This window comes from Pseudomonas sp. SWRI154, assembly GCF_014268645.1.
GTDB lineage: Bacteria > Pseudomonadota > Gammaproteobacteria > Pseudomonadales > Pseudomonadaceae > Aquipseudomonas > Aquipseudomonas marvdashtae.
This window is the reverse complement of sequence record NZ_JABWQW010000032.1, coordinates 1-17,710: the sequence shown is the minus strand read 5'-3', so window position 1 is coordinate 17,710 and position 17,710 is coordinate 1. Positions and strand designations below refer to the sequence as shown.

At 60.7% G+C, this 17,710-nt stretch carries 14 protein-coding genes; 6 read left to right on the top strand and 8 right to left on the bottom strand.

Annotated elements, in window-relative coordinates:
• Positions 1-23 precede the first annotated feature (23 nt).
• The gene (locus HU806_RS22565; protein WP_186614535.1) at positions 24-2,135 is read right to left on the bottom strand and encodes a mechanosensitive ion channel family protein; all 2,112 of its coding nucleotides are present in this window, start codon (positions 2,133-2,135) and stop codon (positions 24-26) included.
• A gap of 276 nt (positions 2,136-2,411) precedes the next feature.
• On the opposite strand from HU806_RS22565, the gene HU806_RS22560 reads away from it, so the two are divergent.
• Genes HU806_RS22560 through HU806_RS22545 form a run of 4 tightly spaced genes read left to right on the top strand, consistent with a single transcriptional unit; the run spans position 2,412 to position 6,430 of the window.
• Positions 2,412-3,338 carry a DUF72 domain-containing protein gene (locus tag HU806_RS22560; protein ID WP_186614533.1) on the top strand — a complete coding sequence of 309 codons (927 nt, stop codon included), beginning with the start codon at positions 2,412-2,414 and terminating at the stop codon, positions 3,336-3,338.
• Positions 3,335-4,147, top strand: coding sequence for an endonuclease/exonuclease/phosphatase family protein (locus HU806_RS22555; protein ID WP_189672547.1), 813 nt, complete (start codon positions 3,335-3,337; stop codon positions 4,145-4,147). The genes HU806_RS22560 and HU806_RS22555 overlap by 4 nt, the downstream gene beginning before the upstream one ends.
• The gene (gene clsB, locus HU806_RS22550; protein ID WP_186614531.1) at positions 4,144-5,442 is read left to right on the top strand and encodes a cardiolipin synthase ClsB; all 1,299 of its coding nucleotides are present in this window, start codon (positions 4,144-4,146) and stop codon (positions 5,440-5,442) included. Before HU806_RS22555 ends, clsB begins: the two co-directional genes overlap by 4 nt.
• Positions 5,429-6,430, top strand: a complete 1,002-nt coding sequence (locus tag HU806_RS22545) for a lysylphosphatidylglycerol synthase domain-containing protein (protein ID WP_186614529.1) — start codon at positions 5,429-5,431, stop codon at positions 6,428-6,430. Before clsB ends, HU806_RS22545 begins: the two co-directional genes overlap by 14 nt.
• 65 nt (positions 6,431-6,495) lie before the next feature.
• Here HU806_RS22545 and HU806_RS22540 read toward each other — a convergent pair whose 3' ends face one another.
• The 3 genes from HU806_RS22540 to HU806_RS22530 all read right to left on the bottom strand — a co-directional run bounded on the left by HU806_RS22540 (position 6,496) and on the right by HU806_RS22530 (position 9,540).
• Complete coding sequence (locus tag HU806_RS22540; protein WP_186614527.1) at positions 6,496-7,254, bottom strand: alpha/beta hydrolase family protein; 759 nt, start codon at positions 7,252-7,254, stop codon at positions 6,496-6,498.
• On the bottom strand, positions 7,244-8,353 hold the full coding sequence (locus HU806_RS22535; protein WP_186614525.1) for a DUF3182 family protein: 1,110 nt from the start codon (positions 8,351-8,353) through the stop codon (positions 7,244-7,246). The genes HU806_RS22540 and HU806_RS22535 overlap by 11 nt, the downstream gene beginning before the upstream one ends.
• A 203-nt stretch (positions 8,354-8,556) precedes the next feature.
• Entirely contained in the window at positions 8,557-9,540 is a 984-nt protein-coding gene (locus tag HU806_RS22530; RefSeq protein WP_186614523.1) for a GlxA family transcriptional regulator, read from the bottom strand.
• Positions 9,541-9,637: 97 nt separating this feature from the next.
• Between HU806_RS22530 and HU806_RS22525 the strand changes: the two genes are divergently transcribed.
• On the top strand, positions 9,638-10,201 hold the full coding sequence (locus HU806_RS22525; protein ID WP_186614521.1) for a cysteine hydrolase family protein: 564 nt from the start codon (positions 9,638-9,640) through the stop codon (positions 10,199-10,201).
• Between the two features lie 89 nt (positions 10,202-10,290).
• Here HU806_RS22525 and HU806_RS22520 read toward each other — a convergent pair whose 3' ends face one another.
• Both HU806_RS22520 and HU806_RS22515 read right to left on the bottom strand, forming a co-directional pair.
• Positions 10,291-10,815, bottom strand: coding sequence for a single-stranded DNA-binding protein (locus HU806_RS22520; RefSeq protein ID WP_186614519.1), 525 nt, complete (start codon positions 10,813-10,815; stop codon positions 10,291-10,293).
• 9 nt (positions 10,816-10,824) lie between these two features.
• Positions 10,825-12,222, bottom strand: a complete 1,398-nt coding sequence (locus HU806_RS22515; RefSeq protein WP_186614517.1) for an MFS transporter — start codon at positions 12,220-12,222, stop codon at positions 10,825-10,827.
• A 168-nt stretch (positions 12,223-12,390) separates the two neighbouring features.
• Here HU806_RS22515 and uvrA point away from each other — a divergent pair, with 168 nt between their 5' ends.
• Positions 12,391-15,225 (top strand): excinuclease ABC subunit UvrA, encoded by a 2,835-nt coding sequence (gene uvrA, locus HU806_RS22510; protein ID WP_186614515.1) that lies wholly within the window; start codon positions 12,391-12,393, stop codon positions 15,223-15,225.
• 107 nt (positions 15,226-15,332) lie between these two features.
• On the opposite strand, the gene bfr is transcribed toward uvrA, so the two are convergent.
• Both bfr and HU806_RS22500 read right to left on the bottom strand, forming a co-directional pair.
• Positions 15,333-15,797 carry a bacterioferritin gene (gene bfr / locus HU806_RS22505; RefSeq protein ID WP_024778335.1) on the bottom strand — a complete coding sequence of 155 codons (465 nt, stop codon included), beginning with the start codon at positions 15,795-15,797 and terminating at the stop codon, positions 15,333-15,335.
• Positions 15,798-15,955: 158 nt separating this feature from the next.
• Positions 15,956-17,404, bottom strand: coding sequence for a catalase (locus HU806_RS22500; protein WP_186614513.1), 1,449 nt, complete (start codon positions 17,402-17,404; stop codon positions 15,956-15,958).
• Between the last annotated feature and the right edge of the window lie 306 nt (positions 17,405-17,710).

Genomic DNA, 17,710 nt, shown 5'->3' with positions numbered 1-17,710 from the left:
GAGCTTGCTCCCTCGCCACGGGGTTATCGGGCAGGCTGGTCGGACGGCTTCGATGACTCCTCCGGCGAAGGCGGTGAGTGTTCAGCTTGCGTATCCAACCGCTTCGGCATCATCACCTGCTGTGGATAAGTCTGCGCGAAATGCACCGCCGGGTCGTTATCCACAAGCTTTTTCAGTCGCTGGTTGAACGCCCGGCTGACCGCATATTGCCCACCCGACACGGTGCGGAACTGGGCCGTTAGCACCACGCCGTTGAGGTCCATCTTGTCCACCCCGAACACATCCAGTGGCCCTTGCAAATTGAACTTGAGAAACGGGTCTTCAGAGATTGAATCCCCGGCTTCGCGGATCAATTCAATGGCACGGTCCACGTCGGTGTCATAGGTGAACTGCACCGAGAAAAACGCAAAGGCAAATTGCCGGGACTGATTGGTTACGGCCTTGATCTGGCCGAACGGCACCGAATGCACGAAGCCCTTGCCGTCGCGCAGGCGCAGGGTGCGGATGGTCAGGCCCTCCACGGTGCCGGCATGGCCGGAGCTGAGCACCACCCAGTCGCCGATGGACAGCGTGTCTTCAATGATGATGAACAGCCCGGTAATGACGTCCTGCACCAGTTGCTGCGAACCAAAACCGATCGCCAGCCCCACCACTCCGGCACCGGCCAGCAAAGGCGCGACGTTGATGCCAAGGTTGGCCATGGTGGTGATTGCGCAGATCACCACCAGGATGATTTTCGCGGCGTTGCGCAACAACGGCAGGATGGTCTTGACCCGCGTGCTGGGTTGACGGGCGCCGCGCTTGTTGAGCGGCGGCTTCAGGGCTTCCTGGATCGCCGTATCAAGCACGACCCACGTCAGCCACGTCACCAGGAAGATCAGCCCGATGCGGCTCAAGGAATCGCTGATTGCCCGGCCAAGGGCATTGCGCGAGGCGAACTCGAACAGGGAAATGCCCCAGATCCGTCCAAGGATCTCTATGAACGCCACCGCCATGACGATGCGCAACAACGCGTGCAGCAAGCTCAACAGTCGCCCCTTGTAAGCGCTGTTGCGCTGGATGACCTCGGCCTTGGGGGATTTGAAAATGTGCTGGAACACGGTACTGAGGAACACCGTCGCGATCAGCAGGAGGGTGGTGAACAAGGCACAACGCAGGGCTTTCTGGTTGTCCTCGCCGACACCGATCAGGCTCACCGCCGAGACCAGCAACATCAGCAGGATCGGCCAGTACCAGAGCCCGGAAAAAATCCGCAGCGATTCCTGCAACGCCGGCTGTTTCAGGCGTTGGGCCAGCGGGCGGTTGCGGATCAGGTGGGCCACCGGGCGGCGCATGTGAATCACCAACCAGCCGAAAATCATCGAGGCCGACAGCCCGGTAAATACCGCGACGCTGCTGGTGATGTTGCCGCCCAGTTGCCGAGCGATCTGCGGGCTGGTCAAGGCATCGCTGAGGGCAGCCAGAAAACCGATCATGAACAGCGGCCGCGGACAGAAACGTCGAATCATCGCTACCGCCCGCCGTTTGTGGCCGGCGTTGAACATGACGATCACGCAGAGCAGCACCGATGTCGAGACGATGCCGCTACTGGTGGCGTAGGCAAAGCAAAGCGCCAACGCCCGGCCGACCGAGACTTGCAGGAAATGGCTGACGTAGAGGGTCAACGGCAGGCAAGCCACGGCCGGCAAGGTGTAGGGCAGCAGGTAACCGAGCAGGTCTCGCACACGCTGGCGGGTGCGTAACCAGCGGCGGCGACCCAGGCGCCGCACCAACAATCGCGCGCTGGCCCAGATCAGCGCAAACGCCCCTAGCCAGACGCCTGAGAGCAAGAGGAAATCCCCCGCCACGCGCCACGTGGAACGAGAGGTCTGGTCCACCAGGCGATCCACTTCGTCCGCCGCCCGGTCCGCACGCAGGCGCCAGGCATCGACCAGGCTCTGGTTGAGATCAAGTTTATCCTGGACATCGTCGATGCTCGAACTGATCGCCCCGAGCAAACCGCCCTGGACCAGCGGCTCGGGTTCGGCGGGGGCCTCACTGGGCGCAGCGGTGCCAGGGACAGCGGCGGTCCCGTAGGCGCTGGTACCGGTCAACGTCAACAAGACCAGCAGCAATGCAGTACTCAATCGAGACAAAACGCGAGGCTCCTTCGGACAGGGTCGGTAAGGAACTGATCGATAATGGGCCGGCAAGTTCGCTCGGAAGGTCAATACAAAACCTTGTGGCGAGGGAGCTTGCTCCCGCTGGGGCGCGCAGCGGCCCTGTTTTTTGGGGCTGCTGCGCAGCCCAGCGGGAGCAAGCTCCCTCGCCACAGGTTCACTGCCGCCGGGCACTCCAGCGAAACTTTCCAGCCCACGCGGCAGTCATCAAAAGACACAGGCGGTACGAGGTCATTGGGACGGGAGGGATACATGACGGCGATCCACATTGGCATTTCCGGTTGGCGCTACACGCCTTGGCGGGGAGATTTCTACCCCAAGGGGCTGGTTCAGAAACGGGAATTGCAATTTGCCTCGCGAGCGGTCAACAGCATCGAAATCAATGGATCGTTCTACGCCCTGCAACGTCCCGAACGGTATGCCCAGTGGTACGCCGAGACGCCGTCCGACTTCGTGTTCAGCGTCAAGGCGCCGCGCTTCATCACCCATATCAAGCGCCTGCGAGACATCCATAAGCCGTTGGCGAATTTCTTCGCCTCCGGGGTGCTGGAGCTCAAGGAAAAGCTCGGCCCCATCCTCTGGCAGTTTCCGCCCAGCTTCAAATTCGACCCGGAACTGTTTGAGGATTTTCTCAAGCAATTGCCCCACGACACCGAAGCCGCCGCCGCGCTGGCCCGCGAGCACGAGCCGCGCCTGGATGGCCATGCCAGCACCGAGGCGGACAAAAAGCGTCAGCTGCGCCATGCGGTCGAGATCCGTCATGAAAGCTTCATCGACCCGCGCTTCGTTGCCCTGCTCAAGCGCTACGACGTCGCCTTGGTGGTCGCCGACACCGCCGGCAAGTGGCCCTATCGCGAAGACGTCACCAGCGATTTCGTCTATCTGCGCCTGCACGGTGCCGAGGAGCTGTATGCCAGTGGCTACACCGACGAGGCGCTGCAACGCTGGGGCGATCGAATCGAAGCCTGGAGCCACGGCAGCCAACCGGGCGACGCGCACCTGATCGATCCGAAAAAGAAACCCCGGGCCCGCAAGAGCCGGGAGGTGTTCTGCTATTTCGACAACGACATCAAGGTTCGCGCGCCGTATGACGCGCGCCATCTGCTGGAGCGTTTTGACCTGGCCAAGCATCTCGCCACTGCTCCCGGCGTGCGCCCGGCCGAAGGGGTCTTGCCATGACCACGCCAGAATCCAGCGAAGCCACCCGCGAGCCGATCCCAGACGTGGCGCAAGACCTTGATCGAGTAAACCGCTTCACGGTGCTCACGGTGAACACACATAAGGGATTCACGGCGTTGAATCGACGGTTCATCCTGCCGGAACTGCGCGAAGCGGTACGCAGCGTGTCCGCCGACGTGGTGTTCCTGCAGGAAGTGCATGGGACCCACGAGCACCATCCCCAGCGCTACAGCAACTGGCCGAGCATGCCGCAATACGAATTCCTCGCCGACACCCTCTGGCCGCAGTTCGCCTACGGGCGCAACGCGGTGTACCCGGCGGGCGACCATGGCAACGCGTTGCTGTCGAAATTCCAGATCATCCGCCATGACAATCTAGACGTCTCCATCAGCGGCCATGAAAGCCGCGGCATGCTCCATAGCGTGCTGCGCCTGCCCGGCGGCGAAGGCCAAGAAGTCCACGCGATTTGCGTGCATTTGGGGCTGCGCGAAGGCCATCGCATTGAACAGCTGAAACTGCTTTGCCAGCGCCTGAGCGAATTGCCCGCCGGCGCCCCGGTGATTGTCGCGGGCGACTTCAACGACTGGCGCGGCAAAGCCAATGATCTGCTCGAGCCTTGCGGCCTGCGGGAAGTGTTCGCCGAACAATGGGGCAAACCGGCGCGCAGTTTCCCTGCGCGCCTGCCGATCCTGCGCCTGGACCGTATCTATGTGCGCAACCTCAAGGCCCATCATACCCAGGTATTGAATGTACGTCCTTGGTCGCACCTTTCCGACCACGCACCGCTGTCGGTGGAGATCGAATTATGAGCGCGACGATGAACAAGGCGACGGTGGAAAAGATTGAAGTCCCGCCGACCGAACGCAACCCGGCGCTGGCCGATATCGAATACGGCTGGCATGGCAACAACCGCGTCACGCTGCTGGAAAATGGCGAGGAATTTTTCCCAAGGGTTTTTGAGGCCATTCGCCGCGCCCAAGAGGAAATTCTCCTGGAGACCTTTATTCTGTTCGAGGACAAGGTCGGCGTTGAGTTACGCGACTTGCTGGTCGATGCCGCCCGGCGCGGCGTGCGCATCACCGTCAACCTGGACGGTTTCGGCTGCGGCGAGTTGACTACCGAATTCCTCGCATCGTTGAGCGATGCCGGGGTGCGCTTGCAGATGTTCGACCCGGCGCCCCGACACCTCGGGATCCGCACCAACTGGTTCCGCCGCCTGCACCGCAAGATCGTGGTGGTGGATGGCGTCATCGCGTTTATTGGCGGGATCAACTTTTCCGCCGATCACCTCGGCGACTTCGGCCCCGAGGCCAAGCAGGACTACTCGGTGGAGATCAAAGGCCCGGCGGTGGTGGATATCCATCACTTCGCGCTGCTGCAAAGCGGTCGTCCGGCACGGGCCAAATATTGGTGGCAACGTCGCCGCAACCGGCGCTCCGAGCTGGCGTTCAATGACCATGACGGCCAGGTGCGCCTGGTCTATCGCGATAACCATGAGCACCAGACCGACATCGAGGAGGTCTATCTGCAGGTGCTGCGCAGCGCCCAGCGTCGGGTGGTGATTGCCAACGCCTACTTCTTTCCCGGTTATCGCTTGCTGCGTGAGATTCGCAACGCCGCCCGGCGTGGCGTCGAAGTGCGGCTGATCCTGCAAGGGCAGCCGGACATGATGATCGCCAAGCTCGCCGCGCGGATGCTCTATGACTATCTGCTCAAGGCCGGTGTGACGATCTACGAATATTGCGAGCGACCATTGCACGGCAAGGTCGCCTTGGTGGATGAGGATTGGAGCACAGTGGGCTCGAGCAATCTCGACCCGTTGAGCCTGTCGTTGAACCTGGAAGCCAACGTGCTGATCCGCGACCGGGCGTTCAACCGCGAGCTGTTCGAGCGCCTCGATCACCTGAGTCGCAACCATTGCACGGTCATGCCCGAGAACCACGCCCCGCGTGGGCTGCTCTGGCGCATGACCATCGGCTTCATGGTGTTCCACTTCTTGCGTCACTTCCCGGCCTGGGCCGGATGGCTGCCGGCTCATAAACCCCGTTTGAAACCTTTCTCACCGCCGACGGCGGTCCGGAGCGAACCCCATGAACCACTCTGACGCGCACACCGCGCCGAGAGATGCCCATGCGCCGGAACAGGCCAAGCCAAAATCCCGCTGGAGCCGCTGGAAACGGCCGCTGACGCTGGCCTTCTTCCTGCTGCTGATCGTCCTGTTTACCGCGTTGGCCCGACGCATCGACTGGTCGGAGGTGTTCACCACCCTGGCCGATTTCAAGCTTCGCACCTTGCTCATCGCCGCCGCGCTGACAGTGACCAGTTTCATCACCTACGCCTGCTTCGATTTGATTGGCCGCACCTATATCCGACAAAAGCTGGGTTGGCGGCAGATCTTGCCGGTGGGGGTGATCAGTTATGCCTTCAACCTCAATCTCAGCGCCTGGGTCGGTGGCATCGCCATGCGTTATCGGCTGTATTCGCGACTCGGGGTCAGTAACGGCAACATCGCCAAGATCCTCGGCCTGAGCCTGGCTACCAACTGGTTCGGCTACATGACCTTGGCCGGCGTGGTGTTCAGCAGCGGCCTGGTGACGATGCCGCCGGGCTGGAAGCTGAGCAGCAACGCACTGCAAGGCGTCGGCGTGCTGCTGTTGCTGATCAGCGCCGGCTACCTGGTGGCCTGCCGCTTTTCCAAGCGCCGGGCCTGGACCGTTCGCGGCATGGAAATCAATCTGCCGTCCCTGCGCATGGCCGTGCTGCAACTGGCGCTTGGAGCGTTGAACTGGTCGTTGATGGCGGCAGTGATCTTCACATTACTGCCAAGCAAATTGGATTATCCGGTGGTGCTCGGGGTGTTGCTGATCAGCAGCATTGCCGGGGTAATCACGCACATTCCGGCGGGGCTCGGGGTGTTGGAGGCGGTGTTCATTGCGCTGCTGCAACACGAGGTATCGCGGGGCAGCCTGTTAGCGGGATTGATTGCCTACCGGGCGATCTACTTCATCCTGCCGCTGTTGGTGACCGTGGTGATGTACCTGGTGATCGAGGCGAAGGCCAAGGCGCTGCGGGTCAAGCCTGGAACCAAGTGAGGGATCGGCTGGGTTGGCCCCTGCACGGGCAGACGTGCGGGGCCGGGTCTCATTGATGCTGGAAATTACCGCTCCTGAATGATGCTCAAGCGCTCGCCCACCACCATTTCCGTGATCCAGCCCACCAGGATCGAGGTGTAAGCCTGCTGTGATATGGGGTCACTCAGCGAATGGTCGGCGCCATCAATAATCCTATGAGTCAGTGAATGAGTCTGCTGGCAGGCGGCTCGGTAACTCATGATGGTCGCGTGGGGCACATGGTCGTCGGTCTCGGATTCCACCAGCAACACGTCGCCGGTGAACTGCGAGCAGGCCTGCAAAGCGCGGTTGGTGTCGGCGTGTACCAGAGTACTGCGGTAATCGAGCAGATCGGCCTTGTCCAGGTCGCGCTTGGGCGTGTGCCATTGCTCGTCGCGGTACAGCGCCGGCACCCGCAAGGCCAACCAGCGCACCGGTCGCAGCGCGGTCAGGATCGAAGCCAGGTAACCGCCGTAGCTGGTGCCCACCACGGCAATCGCCGAGGTGTCCAACGCTGGGTGGGCGAGCAGCCGGTCGTAGGCTGCCAACAGGTCCCGCAGATTGTCCTCGCGTGTGACCCGCGACAGCGGGATTCCCGCCCCGCCCGTGTGCCCGCGCAAATCGAAGGTCAGGCACACGCAGCCCAGGCCGGCGATACCTTTGGCCCGCTCCAGGTCACGCTCCTGGCTGCCGCCCCAACCGTGTACGAACAGCACGCCGGGAACCTTCGATTTTGGGCTCAGGAAGGTCCCGTTCATGTGCTCGTCATCTATTGCAATCTGGATCGTTTCGCTTCTAGCCGTCATAGGGTTGAACCGTTACGTATTTGAGTAGGAAATCACTATTTTCCGCCGCGCCGCGATAGATTTCAGTGGCGCCGACAGGCAGCGGCTGGTCGGTGTAGGTTTCCACCGAAGAGACACGAACCGCGCGGGTCGAAGGGTCTTCGACAAACACTTGAAGTGCCCCCAGTTCCGCGCTGCTGGCGCCGCCCATGCGCCAGGATTGTTCCAGCACACCGCCGCGTGGTTGTCCGCCGGTGTCGATGCCCTGGGCGATGTCGTAATTGCGCCGCGAGGCAAAGAAGGTCGGAAATGCCTGGTTGGCCGCGTCGTCAAATACTTGCGCCAGCCGCACCGCCTCACGCACATCGTCCGGCAGCTCCAGGCCGAGCAACTCGATGTAGCCACCCTGCACCACCAACAGGTCCGAGCCGCCGTAGACCTCGAGCCCTTCATTGTCGTGGGTGAGGTGTTGCACCCCGCAATAGCTCATGACCTTGCCATTGATGAAGCTCTGGCCGACGCTCTGGGTCCTGACTCCGCTGAGGTTCTGCTCAAGCACGACACCGTCGCGAAACACTGACTGGGCGTCAGGCGCAGCGACAATTTCATCAAACTCGGCGAGGCTGTTGATCACCCGTTGACCACGTCCCGCACAGGCATGAATCGGCTTGAAGCGAATCGGCCCCGCGTAAAGCAAATGTTCAGCGGCTGGGCGCGCATCCTTGAGCGAGAATACGCTGACCCCGTCGAGCACCACGCCACGGGTCAGTTTGGCGAACAGCGGCGACCACCCCTTCGGCGCAACCGCATCCTTGTTCAAGAGACCATGGGCGATCGCCTTGGTGCAGATAAAATCATGGTCGACATAGCCGCCCCACAAGTCCTCTGGCCCCTTGATGCCAAGGCGCAATGCCGCCTCGGCACCGATCAGGGTTTGCGTGGGCAACAGATACAGGTCCCGTCCTGCATGCTGGCGGCTGTCATGACTACCTCCGTACTCCAAGCCCAGGATGTTCGCCAGCCAGCGGGCCAGCGCCCGGTTGGTCTCGACTTCATGCTGCGGTGCGTGGGGATTGACCGAATGGGCCACTACCATTTTGTTGCGATGGATGGACGTCATGCGTTGTCCTTCTTAACTGCGCTCAATAGCTGTAGCTATAAGGATTGCAGAGATCAGGCCAACGGCGTGTCGGGGGACGAACGGTCAAGGAAACGGGGACAAAACGGTCGACCCTGTGGCACAGGGCCTGTTTCATTCTGCACGACCGGCAGTGCGCATCCGGCAAATTGCACGACGCAGGGCACAAAAATCCAAGGATGCGCTCAGCCCTTTGGGCTTACCCCAAATCTCGTACGGTAGTCACTCGGCGCCAGCCCGGTGATTTTCTTGAAGGTCGATCGAAAGGCGCCGGGATCCTGATAACCGACGGTCCAGGCAATGTGATCGATGGTGCCGTTGGTAAACTCAAGCATTTCCCGGGCCTTGCCCACCCGCAGGTGCTGGCAGTATTCGGTGGGTTTGAGCCCGGTGGCCGCACGGAACCTGCGCAGGAAAGTGCGCTCTTCCAGCGCGGCCTGCTCAGCCATCGCGCCAAGGGAAACGTCCACCGCGCCGCTGCGTTGCAGCCAATGCTGGACCTTGAGGATCGCCCCGTCACCGTGCCCGAGGATCGGCGCGAAATTGCTGCCGCACTGGCTCGCACTGTCGCTGTGCTCAATCACCAGGAACTGCGCCGTGCGCGTGGCGATACTGGGCCCGAGCAGACGATCGACCAGGCGCAGTCCAAGCTCCGACCAAGCCATCAGCCCGGCCGTGGTGATCAGGTCGCCGTCGTCGACAATGGGTTTATCGGCGTCGAGCTTGATCTTCGGATAACGCGCCGCAAACGTCTTCGTCGAGGTCCAGTGGGTCGTGGCGCTGCGCCCATCCAGCAAGCCGCTTTCGGCCAGCAGGATAGACCCGATGCACACCCCACCCAGCACCGTGCCGCCGGCATGGAGCGTGCGCAGCCAATCCATTAGCGTCGGCGAGACCAAGTCTTCGTTGAAGCCGGCGATAGATGGCGGGATGAGCAATGCCACCAACGGGCCCGCCGGGCCGGCCTCGCTGTCGAATACCCGCCGTGGCGCCTCATTGTTGTCGGTCTGCCAATGACTCACTCGTAACCGCGGCAACGCTGCGCTGGCATGCTCGGCCGCGATCCGCTGTGCCACGGCGAATAGATCGGTCAAGCCATGCACCGCGGCCATTTGCGCGCCGGGATAGATGAGTACCCCAAGCTCGGCGATTGCCGTTTGCTGCGCCATTGTCAGTTTTCCCTCGCTTATTGTCGTTGCGGCCAATCCTCGACCCGGCGGTAAACGCCAATACTGACGCCCTACCCAACCTGATCAAGGAAGCCTCATGTCCAAGCAAGCGCTCATCGTAGTCGATATCCAGAACGACTACTTCCCCCAGGGAAAATGGCCACTGGTCGGTGTCGACGCCGCCGCCGATAACGCCGCTCGGTTGATCGAAGCGTTTCGTCAGGCGGCAAAGCAAGTGGTGCACATTCGCCACGAATTCACTTCCGACGAAGCGCCATTCTTCACGCCCGGCTCCGAAGGCGCGCAGTTGCATCCCAAGGTGCTCAACCGCCCTGACGAACCGGTGGTCCTCAAGCACTTCGTCAATTCGTTTCGTGAAACCGAGCTGCAAGCCATCCTCGACCAGCATGGCATCGAGCAAGTGGTAGTGGTCGGCAGCATGAGCCATATGTGCATCGATGGCGTCGCTCGTGCAGCGGCGGACCTGGGTTACGGCGTCACGGTGATTCATGACGCTTGCGCGACTCGCGATCTCGAATTCAATGGCGTGATCGTCCCAGCCGCCCAAGCACATGCGGCCTTCATGTCGGCGCTGGGGTTTGCTTATGCGAGTGTGGTGAGTACCGAGCAGTTTTTGGCTGGCAGTCGGACGCAGCCATAAGCCTCAAGCGAAAAAAAAACCGCGCCTCGGAAACCGAAGCGCGGTTTTGTCTTTAGCTTGAAGCTTGCGACTTGAAGCTATGAGCTGCTTTAGAACGGAATATCGTCATCAAAGCTGTCGAAATCCGGAGCCGGTTGCGGCGCGGCCTGTTGCGGCGCGGCCGGGCGCTCGCGTTGTGGCTGTGGCGCCGACTGCGGACGAGGCGCCTGCTGACGCGGAGCCGGAGCCGACTGCTGGTAGTTGTTGCCACCTTGCTGTTGGTCGCCCTGCGGACGGCCGCCCAACAATTGCATGGTGCCTTGCATGTCGACCACGATTTCGGTGGTGTAGCGCTTGATACCGTCTTTTTCCCACTCGCGGGTCTGCAACTTGCCTTCGATATACACCTGCGAACCCTTGCGCAGGTATTCGCCAGCAATCTCAGCCACCTTGCCGAACATCGACACGCGGTGCCATTCGGTCTTCTCGACCTTCTGGCCGGTCTGCTTGTCGGTCCATTGTTCGCTGGTCGCCAGGCTCAGGTTGGTCACGGCGTTGCCATTGGGCAGGTAGCGAACTTCTGGATCCTGGCCGCAAGTACCGACCAATATGACTTTGTTAACCCCACGGGCCATAACGTTCTCCTAGGCTTCGCACGCTACCGGGGCCGGGTTGTTCACCAGGCGCTCGAGCGTCGCACGATCCAATAATTCGGTGTCCAGTTTGATATAAACGGCCGCTTCGTCGGCGACCACCACTGCATCGGTTACTCCGACGACGGCCCTGAGGCGCTCGGCCAGGCCTGCTTCGCGGATGGCTTCGGGCGACAACGGCAAGCGCAGGCTCGTCACATACGGAGGTTCGCGCATGGTAACAGCAAAGAGCAGCCAAAGTGCAGCCAGCGCGGCACAACCCAGGAACACAACCGACAAACCGCCATGCTGGAACAACCAGCCGCCGAGGATGCCGCCCAGCGCCGAACCGAGGAACTGGCTGGTGGAATAAACCCCCATGGCCGTGCCCTTGCCGCCCGCTGGCGAAACCTTGCTGATCAACGACGGCAGCGACGCTTCCAACAGATTGAACGCGGTGAAGAACACCACCGTGCCGATCACCAGCGCTCGAAGGCTGTCGCCGAACTGCCAGAAGAATAGCTCAGTGAGCATGAGCGTCACGACGGCGCCGAGCAAAACTCGTTTCATTTTGCGTCGCTTCTCGCCATAGATGATGAAAGGGATCATGGCGAAGAATGAAATCAGCAGCGCAGTCAGGTAGACCCACCAGTGCTGTTCCTTGGGCAGGCCGGCCTTCTCGACCAATGCCAGCGGCAGCGCCACGAAACTCGACATCAGCATCGCATGGAGCACGAAGATGCCCAGGTCCAGGCGCAGCAGGTCCGGGTGCTTGAGCGTTGGCACTAGCGCCTGGCGAGCCACGCCGGATTCACGATGCTGCAACGGCCCGGTGGAGCGCGGCACGATGAACGCGACGATCAGGATGCCGACCAAGGCCATGGCGCCGGTGGCCAGGAACAGGCCCGACAGGCCGAAAGCCCGGGTCAACAGCGGGCCTACAACCATGGCGACCGCAAAGGACAGGCCAATCGTCATGCCGATCATGGCCATGGCTTTCGTCCGATGCTGTTCGCGGGTCAAGTCTGACAGCAAGGCCATGACCGCTGCGGAAATAGCACCCGCTCCTTGTAGGATCCGTCCGGCAATCACGCCCCAGATCGAGTCCGCATTCGCCGCTAGGACACTGCCGAGAGCGAACACAATGAGCCCCAGGTAAATCACAGGCCGTCGGCCGATACGGTCGGAAATCATCCCGAATGGAATCTGGAAAATCGCCTGGGTCAGGCCGTAGGCACCGATCGCCAAGCCGATGAGGGCCGGGGTCGCGCCCGCCAGGTCCATCCCATAGGTCGCCAGCACCGGCAGCACCATGAACATGCCTAGCATGCGGAAGGCGAACACCAGGGCCAGGCCGCTTGCCGCGCGGGTCTCGCCGCTACTCATGCGTTCGCTGTGGGGATCTTGCATGGAAAAACCTCGTGTGAACCGGCGGGGATTCTACCAGTCCCATCGATTGAGGGGGTATAGGGCGACCGTTTGCCGCGCAGTCTTCATGATGGCTTCCGATAGTGTGCATCCATCCAGTATTTGCCCGTATACTCCTACGTTTTCGATGCCCGCCGAGCGAGGCCACTTTTGGACAAGATCCTGATTCGTGGGGCCCGTACCCACAACCTGAAGAACATCGACCTGACCCTGCCACGGGACAAACTGATCGTCATCACCGGCCTGTCCGGATCCGGCAAATCTTCCCTGGCCTTCGACACCCTGTACGCCGAAGGCCAGCGACGCTATGTCGAATCGCTGTCGGCCTATGCCCGGCAGTTCCTGTCGATGATGGAAAAACCCGACGTCGACACCATCGAAGGCTTGTCGCCGGCGATCTCCATCGAACAGAAGTCGACCTCGCATAACCCGCGGTCGACGGTCGGCACCATTACCGAGATCTACGATTACCTGCGCTTGCTGTATGCGCGAGTCGGTATTCCGCGCTGCCCTGATCACGACGCCCCGCTGGAAGCCCAGACCGTCAGCCAGATGGTCGACCTGGTACTGGCCCAGCCGGAAGGCAGCAAGCTGATGCTGCTCGCACCGGTGATTCGCGAACGCAAGGGCGAGCACCTGATGGTTTTCGAAGAACTGCGCGCCCAGGGTTTCGTGCGTGCGCGGGTCAACGGCAAGTTGTGCGAGCTGGACGAGCTGCCGAAGCTGGATAAACAGAAGAAGCATTCGATCGATGTAGTGGTCGACCGCTTCAAGGTCCGGGCCGACCTGCAACAGCGCCTGGCGGAGTCCTTCGAAACCGCGCTGAAACTGGCCGACGGCATAGCATTGGTAGCCCCGATGGATGACGAGCCCGGCGAAGAGATCATCTTCTCCGCACGCTTCGCCTGCCCGATCTGCGGCCACGCCATCAGCGAACTGGAGCCCAAGCTGTTCTCCTTCAACAATCCGGCCGGCGCCTGCCCGACCTGCGACGGCTTGGGGGTCAAGCAGTTCTTCGACACCAAGCGGCTGGTCAATGGCGAGCTGACCCTGGCCGAGGGGGCGATACGCGGCTGGGACAGGCGCAACGTCTATTACTTCCAGATGCTCGGTTCGCTGGCGGCCCACTACAAATTCAGCCTGGACAAACCGTTCAACGAGCTGCCCGCCGACCAGCAAAAATTCATCCTGCACGGCAGCGGCTCGCAGAACGTCGATTTCAAATACCTGAATGACCGCGGCGATATCGTCAAGCGCTCCCACCCGTTCGAAGGCATCGTGCCGAACCTGGAGCGGCGTTACCGCGAAACCGAGTCGGCCAGCGTGCGCGAAGAACTGGCGAAGTTCCTCAGCACCCAGCCTTGCCCGGATTGCCGCGGTACCCGCTTGCGCCGGGAAGCGCGACATGTGTGGGTCGGTGAAAAAACCCTACCGGCGGTGACCAGCCTGCCAATCGGCGATGCCACCGATTACTTCGGCGGCCTCAAGCTCACTGGCCGCCGTGGCGAAATCGCCGACAAGATCCTCAAGGAAATCCGTGAGCGTTTGCAGTTCCTGGTGAACGTCGGCCTGGACTACCTGACCCTCGACCGCAGCGCAGACACTCTATCCGGCGGCGAAGCTCAGCGTATCCGCCTGGCCAGCCAGATCGGCGCGGGCCTGGTCGGGGTGATGTATATCCTCGACGAACCGTCCATTGGGCTGCACCAACGCGACAATGACCGGTTGCTCGGAACGCTGAAACACCTGCGGGACATCGGCAACACAGTAATCGTGGTCGAGCACGACGAAGACGCGATTCGCCTGGCCGATTACGTGGTGGACATCGGCCCAGGCGCCGGCGTGCACGGTGGGCATATCGTCGCTCAAGGCACCGCCGCCGAAGTCATGGCGCACCCCGACTCGCTGACAGGCAAATACTTGTCGGGCCGAGTGAAGATCAAAGTGCCGGCCAAGCGCACCCCGCGCAATAAAAAGCTGTCGCTGACCCTTAAGGGGGCTCGCGGCAACAACCTTCGCAACGTCGACCTGGAAATCCCGATCGGCCTGCTGACGTGTGTTACCGGGGTCTCCGGCTCCGGCAAGTCGACGCTGATCAACAACACGCTGTTTCCTCTCAGCGCCACGGCCTTGAACGGCGCCACCACGCTTGAGGCTGCCGCTCACGACAGTATCAAGGGCCTGGAGCACTTGGACAAAGTCGTCGACATCGACCAGAGCCCGATCGGTCGGACGCCGCGCTCCAATCCTGCGACCTACACCGGGTTGTTCACGCCAATCCGCGAACTGTTCGCCGGGGTACCGGAGTCCCGCTCACGGGGCTATGGCCCTGGTCGGTTCTCGTTCAACGTCAAGGGCGGACGCTGCGAAGCTTGTCAGGGCGACGGCTTGATCAAGGTGGAAATGCATTTCCTGCCCGACATCTATGTCCCGTGCGACGTGTGCAAGAGCAAGCGCTACAACCGCGAGACCCTGGAGATCAAATACAAGGGCAAGAACATCCACGAAACCCTGGAAATGACCATCGAGGAAGCCCGGGTGTTCTTCGACGCGGTACCGGCGCTGGCTCGCAAGCTCCAGACGTTGATGGACGTAGGGCTTTCCTACATCAAGCTCGGGCAGTCGGCGACGACCTTGTCTGGCGGTGAGGCGCAGCGGGTCAAGTTGTCACGCGAGTTGTCCAAGCGCGATACCGGCAAGACTTTGTATATCCTCGACGAGCCGACCACAGGTCTGCACTTCGCCGATATCCAACAGTTGCTCGACGTGCTGCATCGCCTTCGCGACCACGGCAACACCGTGGTGGTAATCGAGCACAACCTGGACGTGATCAAGACTGCTGACTGGCTGGTAGACCTGGGCCCGGAAGGCGGTTCCAAGGGCGGTCAGATCATTGCCGTCGGTACGCCGGAGCAGGTGGCCGAGATGAAGCAGTCATACACCGGCTACTACCTCAAGCCGTTGCTGGAACGTGATCGGGACTGATTTCGCCCGCTCAACAAAAAGCCCCTGCCATCTCACGATGACAGGGGCTTTTTCGTTCCAACGCTCTGCGTGGGAATGCAGCTCAGGACGCTCTGCGTTTCCTGCAATCAGAACTGCGATTGCAGGTAGTTTTCCAACCCGATCAGCTTGATCAGGCCCAACTGCTTCTCCAGCCAGTAGGTGTGATCTTCTTCAGTATCGTTGAGCTGGACTCGCAGAATCTCGCGGGTCACATAGTCATTGTGCTGCTCGCACAGCTCGATGCCCTTGCACAGCGCTGCACGGACTTTGTATTCCAGGCGCAGGTCAGCAGCGAGCATGTCGGGCACGGTGGTGCCGATGTCCAAGTCATCCGGGCGCATGCGTGGCGTGCCTTCGAGCATGAGGATGCGGCGCATCAATGCATCGGCGTGCTGAGCTTCTTCTTCCATCTCGTGGTTGATACGTTCGTAGAGCTCGGTAAAACCCCAATCCTCGTACATCCGCGAGTGGATGAAATATTGATCACGGGCTGCCAGCTCGCCGGTCAGCAGCGTGTTGAGGTAATCGATTACGTCTGGGTGACCTTGCATCGCCCTACATCTCCACAAGCTTTGAAAGGCCCTAGTTTGAACCAAGCTGACTTGGAGGTCACTCGCTGATCGCAATAAAAGTGAAGAAAATCCGAGAAAAGCAGGTTAAATAACGCAAAAACCGCCCAAATGAGGGCGGTTCTGCTTCTCGTTTAGACTTAGTTAAGCTGTACGCCCAACGCCTTCGCGATACCTTCTCCATAAGCAGCGTCTGCCTTGAAGAAATGCTGCAGTTGGCGATCGACAACATCCGCCGATACACCGGCCATCGCACCAGCGATATTGCTGATCAGCAGGGCCTTCTGCTCATCGCTCATCAAGCGAAACAACGCACCGGCATGGCTGTAGTAATCGGTGTCCTCGCGATGGTCGTAACGATCCGCCGCACCACTGAGGGCCAATGCCGGCTCCGCATAACGGGGGGCCTGCTTGGGTGCTTCAACATAACTGTTAGGCTCGTAGTTCGGCGCTGCGCCGCCGTTGCTGCCGAACGCCATCGCACCGTCGCGCTGATAGGTATTGACCGGACTGCGCGGGGCATTCACTGGCAATTGCTGGTGATTGGTGCCTACGCGGTAGCGGTGTGCATCGGCATAGGCAAATACACGGCCTTGCAGCATGCGGTCAGGCGAAAGTCCCACGCCCGGCACCATGTTGCTTGGCCCGAATGCCGCCTGCTCGACCTCGGCGAAGTAATTCGACGGGTTCCGGTTGAGTTCGAGCTCGCCGACTTCGATCAATGGAAACTCTTTTTGCGACCAGGTCTTGGTCACATCAAACGGGTTTTCGTAATGAGCGGCGGCCTGAGCTTCGGTCATGACCTGAATGCACACACTCCATTTCGGGAAGTCGCCGCGCTCGATAGCGTTGAACAAGTCACGCTGGGCGTAATCCGGATCGGTGCCCGCCAGACGCGCGGCTTCGGCCGGTGCGAGGTTTTTGATCCCCTGCTTGGTCTTGTAGTGCCACTTCACCCAGTGACGCTCGCCCCGGGCGTTGATCAGGCTGTAAGTGTGGCTACCGAAGCCGTGCATGTGGCGGTAGCCGTCAGGTATCCCGCGATCGGAAAACAGAATGGTGACTTGGTGCAGTGCCTCAGGCGAGTGCGACCAGAAGTCCCACATCATTTGCGCGCTTTTCAGATTGCTCTGTGGGAGGCGCTTCTGGGTATGAATGAAGTCAGGGAATTTCAACGGATCACGGATGAAAAATACCGGTGTGTTGTTACCGACGATGTCCCAGTTGCCCTCTTCGGTGTAGAACTTCAGCGCAAAACCGCGTGGATCGCGCTCGGTATCGGCGGAACCACGTTCACCACCTACCGTGGAGAAACGCAGGAAGGTAGGCGTCTGCTTACCGATCGACTCGAACAATTTTGCGCTGGTGTATTCGGTAATATCGCGCCTTACGGTGAACGTGCCGTAAGCACCCGACCCCTTGGCGTGCACGCGACGCTCGGGAATGTTCTCACGGTTGAAATGAGCAAGCTTCTCGATCAGGTGGAAGTCATCGAGCAGCAGCGGACCGCGTGGGCCGGCTGAGCGAGAGTTTTGGTTATCGGCGACAGGAGCGCCACTGGCGGTCGTAAGCGTTTTGGTCTGGCTCATGCTCAATTTCTTCCTAGGTCGGTCTTCGAACTGCCGGCTAATCGGCTGGTGAGGAGTATTGATCAACAACATGACGCCCACAAATTCATTAAATTGTAGGCATCAATAGAAATTCTCTACCAATAGTCCCAACGTTCATAGTGAAGCCCACTGAGGCGTGAAAGCTTGTATGGATAACGCTTTTGTTACGCATCGAGTAGGAGGCGGCCTCACAGCCGCCGTCCTCTCACACCACCGTACGTACGGTTCCGTATACGGCGGTTCAGGTTATACGGATAAACCGTTAATCGTATCCAGTATCGAGAC

Bases quoted from the DNA above. Each gene is read 5' to 3' on its own strand.
- HU806_RS22545 (WP_186614529.1), top strand. From the start codon at position 5,429: ATGAACCACTCTGACGCGCACACCGCGCCGAGAGATGCCCATGCGCCG.
- clsB (WP_186614531.1), top strand. From the start codon at position 4,144: ATGAGCGCGACGATGAACAAGGCGACGGTGGAAAAGATTGAAGTCCCG.
- HU806_RS22535 (WP_186614525.1), bottom strand. From the start codon at position 8,353: ATGACGTCCATCCATCGCAACAAAATGGTAGTGGCCCATTCGGTCAAT.
- HU806_RS22540 (WP_186614527.1), bottom strand. From the start codon at position 7,254: ATGACGGCTAGAAGCGAAACGATCCAGATTGCAATAGATGACGAGCAC.
- HU806_RS22500 (WP_186614513.1), bottom strand. From the start codon at position 17,404: ATGAGCCAGACCAAAACGCTTACGACCGCCAGTGGCGCTCCTGTCGCC.
- HU806_RS22525 (WP_186614521.1), top strand. From the start codon at position 9,638: ATGTCCAAGCAAGCGCTCATCGTAGTCGATATCCAGAACGACTACTTC.
- HU806_RS22515 (WP_186614517.1), bottom strand. From the start codon at position 12,222: ATGCAAGATCCCCACAGCGAACGCATGAGTAGCGGCGAGACCCGCGCG.
- bfr (WP_024778335.1), bottom strand. From the start codon at position 15,797: ATGCAAGGTCACCCAGACGTAATCGATTACCTCAACACGCTGCTGACC.
- HU806_RS22520 (WP_186614519.1), bottom strand. From the start codon at position 10,815: ATGGCCCGTGGGGTTAACAAAGTCATATTGGTCGGTACTTGCGGCCAG.
- HU806_RS22530 (WP_186614523.1), bottom strand. From the start codon at position 9,540: ATGGCGCAGCAAACGGCAATCGCCGAGCTTGGGGTACTCATCTATCCC.
- HU806_RS22560 (WP_186614533.1), top strand. From the start codon at position 2,412: ATGACGGCGATCCACATTGGCATTTCCGGTTGGCGCTACACGCCTTGG.
- HU806_RS22555 (WP_189672547.1), top strand. From the start codon at position 3,335: ATGACCACGCCAGAATCCAGCGAAGCCACCCGCGAGCCGATCCCAGAC.